The organism is Streptomyces sp. SID5910 (assembly GCF_009862125.1).
In the GTDB taxonomy this organism is placed as follows: Bacteria; Actinomycetota; Actinomycetes; order Streptomycetales; family Streptomycetaceae; genus Streptomyces.
This window is the reverse complement of the sequence record NZ_WWHX01001000.1, coordinates 1-3,265: the sequence shown is the minus strand read 5'-3', so window position 1 is coordinate 3,265 and position 3,265 is coordinate 1. Positions and strand designations below refer to the sequence as shown.

Annotated in this window: 5 protein-coding genes; 4 read left to right on the top strand and 1 reads right to left on the bottom strand. The window is 69.4% G+C overall.

The window, feature by feature from the left end:
- Positions 1-148: TetR/AcrR family transcriptional regulator C-terminal domain-containing protein (locus GTW67_RS35555; protein ID WP_202438138.1), on the top strand; the 148-nt coding region annotated here is incomplete at its 5' end.
- On the opposite strand, the gene GTW67_RS35550 is transcribed toward GTW67_RS35555, so the two are convergent.
- The gene (locus GTW67_RS35550; RefSeq protein ID WP_161168838.1) at positions 122-1,099 is read right to left on the bottom strand and encodes a YjiK family protein; all 978 of its coding nucleotides are present in this window, start codon (positions 1,097-1,099) and stop codon (positions 122-124) included. The genes GTW67_RS35555 and GTW67_RS35550 overlap by 27 nt on opposite strands.
- A gap of 100 nt (positions 1,100-1,199) precedes the next feature.
- Between GTW67_RS35550 and GTW67_RS35545 the strand changes: the two genes are divergently transcribed.
- The 3 genes from GTW67_RS35545 to GTW67_RS35535 form a co-directional block, all read left to right on the top strand.
- Entirely contained in the window at positions 1,200-1,880 is a 681-nt protein-coding gene (locus GTW67_RS35545; protein ID WP_161168837.1) for an SGNH/GDSL hydrolase family protein, read from the top strand.
- A 101-nt stretch (positions 1,881-1,981) separates the two neighbouring features.
- Positions 1,982-2,569, top strand: coding sequence for a Uma2 family endonuclease (locus tag GTW67_RS35540; RefSeq protein WP_161168836.1), 588 nt, complete (start codon positions 1,982-1,984; stop codon positions 2,567-2,569).
- A 52-nt stretch (positions 2,570-2,621) separates the two neighbouring features.
- Positions 2,622-3,265, top strand: a 644-nt coding sequence (locus GTW67_RS35535) for an aldo/keto reductase (protein ID WP_161168835.1), incomplete at its 3' end; no start/stop codon positions are given.

The following is a 3,265-nucleotide window of genomic DNA, read 5'->3' as shown; positions in this document are numbered from 1 at the left end:
TGTGCTCGCCTCCCTCTCCGAGGACGCCTTCAGCACCGGCTTCGACCACTTCGAGTTCGGGCTCCAGCGCATCCTGGACGGGCTGGAGGTGCTGGTGGCCGCGCGGACCGGGGCGGGCGGCTCAGCGGCGCCGGAAGACACGCCGTAGACCGAACAGCACCGCGCAGGCCACGAGGAGGCCGACCGCGCCGACCTTGAGCGTGTTGCCGCCGGAAGCGGAACCGCCGTCGGCGGAGCCTCCCGAGGACGACGAGGACGAGGACGCGTCGCCGCCGCCCCCGGGCGCGTCCTGCGCCTTCACCGGACTGTTCTCGCCCTCCATGCCGAGCAGCAGCTTCTTGCCGTCGGCCGTGTACGTGACCGACTCCCCCTGCCCCAGCGGCACGCTGATGCGGCCCTTGCGCTGGATCTTGCCGCCGTTCCAGGCGTACCAGATGCCGCCCAGGTAGCCGCGCACGGCGAGCTGTTCGCCGTCCGGGGAGAACGCGGCGTCGGTGGCCCACAGGTCGACGGGGATGGTGGGCCGGAAGACGTTCGTGCCGGAGGAGGACAGCTTCGCGGGGCCCTCGTACAGATGCCCGCCGTCCTCGTTCTTGTCGATGAGGTAGACCCGCCCCGTCTTGGGGTGGACGACCATCGACTCGGCGTCGCGGGCGCCGTCCGCGTACTTCACGACGTACTGCGTGGCCTTGACCGTCTGGTCCTTCAGCTCCTTCGGCTCGGGCAGCTCGTAGATCCACACGTAGGGCCACGTGCCGCCGAGGTTGTCGCCGATGTCGCCGACGAAGAGGCGGTTGCCCGGGCCGACGGCGATCGCCTCGACGTCCCGCGGGGTGCCGACGCCGGACAGCGCGACCCGGGCGACGGTCTCGCCGGTGGCACCGTCCACGGCGTACAGGTACGGCCCGGTGTCCTGGTCGTTGTGCGTCCAGTACACGCCGGGGTGGAGACGGGAGGCGGCGAGGCCGCTGGACTCCGTGATGCGCGGGTCCTTGATCGTGAAGCCGTCGCTCCCGCCGTCCCCGTCGGCGGCTGAGGCGGGCGCGGCGAACGCGCCCACGAGGAGGGCCGAGGCGAGGAGGGCGAAAGATCGGCGCATGCGCCAAGCCTGCCATCCCTCCCGGGCGTTCACGGTGACGGCCGTCCCGGGTGGCCGGGCTCACATCGCGCCGGCCAGGCGGATCGTCCATGATGAGCGGATGCTCAGGTTGATGTTCGTCGGTGACTCCATGACGATCGGGAGCGCCGGGGAACACACGTGGCGCCACCGCATGTGGCAGCACCTGCGCGACTCCCACGGCCGCCCCTTCACGTTCGTCGGCCCCCGCGAGGCGCTGCACGACCCGTCGACGGACGCGCCCACCTCGTACGCCTACGCCGACCCGGACTTCCCCCGCGCCCACCTGGCCGGCTGGGGCGAGGGCTGGCACCACATGACGCCGCTGATCGGCGAGGCGGTCCGGACCCACCGCGCGGACGTGGTCCTGGTCTCCCTCGGCCTCATCGACCTCGGCTTCTACACCAACCCGGAGCAGACCGCGGACAACGTCCGCTCCTTCGTGGCCGAGGCCCGCTCGGCGAACCCGCGGATCCGGATCGCCGTCATGCCGGTGATCACCAACATCCGGGTGGAGGCCGACACGACCTTCGCCGACCAGGTCCACCGGTTCAACGCGATCCTCGCCAAGACCGTCACCGACCTAGACGAACCCGGCTCCGACCTCCTCCTCGTCCCGCCGCCCGCGTCGTACGACTTCCACACCGACACGTACGACGGCACCCACCCCAACGCCGACGGCGAACACAAGATCGCGGGCGCCTTCGCGGAGGCCCTGCACGAGGAGTGGGGACTGGGCGGGCCGTACGCGGGCGCCTCCTAGTCCCCTGGCATATTCGCGCCCTGCCGTGACCTGGTCGCCGTGCGTATCGTTGTACCGCGCGGCCGCACTCGTCGTTGGGTCGGCCGGGGAGGAGCGCCACGATGACCGTCGTAGACGACAGGATCGCCATGGCCGACATCAGTACGGAGCGCTTGGACGAGTGGTTCGAGCGGCTTGAACGGATGCCTGTCCCCGAAGGAATCAGGGCTGAGATCGTCGGGGGCAACGTCTACATGACACCGCAGCGCAGCACCCACCACAAAATCATCCGCCGTATCGAACGATCCATCGAAGACCGCTTCGGCATGGACGTCGAACTGCTCTCGGACGTCCGCATCGACTTCCCGGGCCATGAGAACGGCTTCTGCCCGGACGTCGCCAAACTCCGCGACGGAGCGAAGCAGGACGAGACAGGCCACTGGCACCACAAGGACGTCGAGTTCGTCGCCGAGGTCATCTCCCAGGGCACCGCCGCCAACGACTACGGCCCCAAGAGGCTCGCGTACGCCGCCGCCGAGGTTCCCCTCTACCTCATCGCCGACCCCTATCAGGGCCGCTGCCACATCTTCACGCACCCCAAGGACGGCGACTACACGATCGAGACCCGGGTCGCCTTCGGAGGGGAGCTGGACCTCACCGGCACCGTCCTCGGCCTCACCCTCAGGACCGACGCCTTCCCCCGCGACTGACCGCTCCGACCCGCTTGCCTGGAGCGCACTCCAAGTCGTTGGCTTGGGTGCCATGAAGTACACGCAGCTCGGACGCACAGGACTCAAGGTCAGCCGGCTCGTCCTCGGGACCATGAACTTCGGTCCGGAGACCGACGAGGCCGACAGTCACGCGATCATGGACGCGGCGCTGGACGCGGGCATCAACTTCTTCGACACCGCCAACGTGTATGGGCGCAGCGGCAACCGGGGCCGTACCGAGAAGATCATCGGCAACTGGTTCGCCCAGGGCGGCGACCGGCGCGACAAGGTCGTCCTCGCCACCAAGGTGTACGGGAACATGGCCGACGGCGACGCCTGGCCCAACCACGACAAGCTCTCCGCCGTGAACATCCGGCGGGCGGTCGACGCGAGCCTCAAGCGGCTCCAGACGGACTACATCGACCTGTACCAGTTCCACCACATCGACCGGACCACCGGCTTCGACGAGATCTGGCAGGCCATCGACGTCCTGGTGCAGCAGGGCAAGGTGCTCTACGCCGGATCGTCGAACTTCCCCGGCTACAAGATCGCCCAGGCCAACGAGACCGCCGCCCGGCGCGGCGGCACCATCGGCCTCGTCAGCGAGCAGTGCCTCTACAACCTGGCCGAGCGCCGCGCCGAGATGGAGGTCATCCCGGCCGCGCAGGAGTACGGCCACGGCGTCATCCCCTGGTC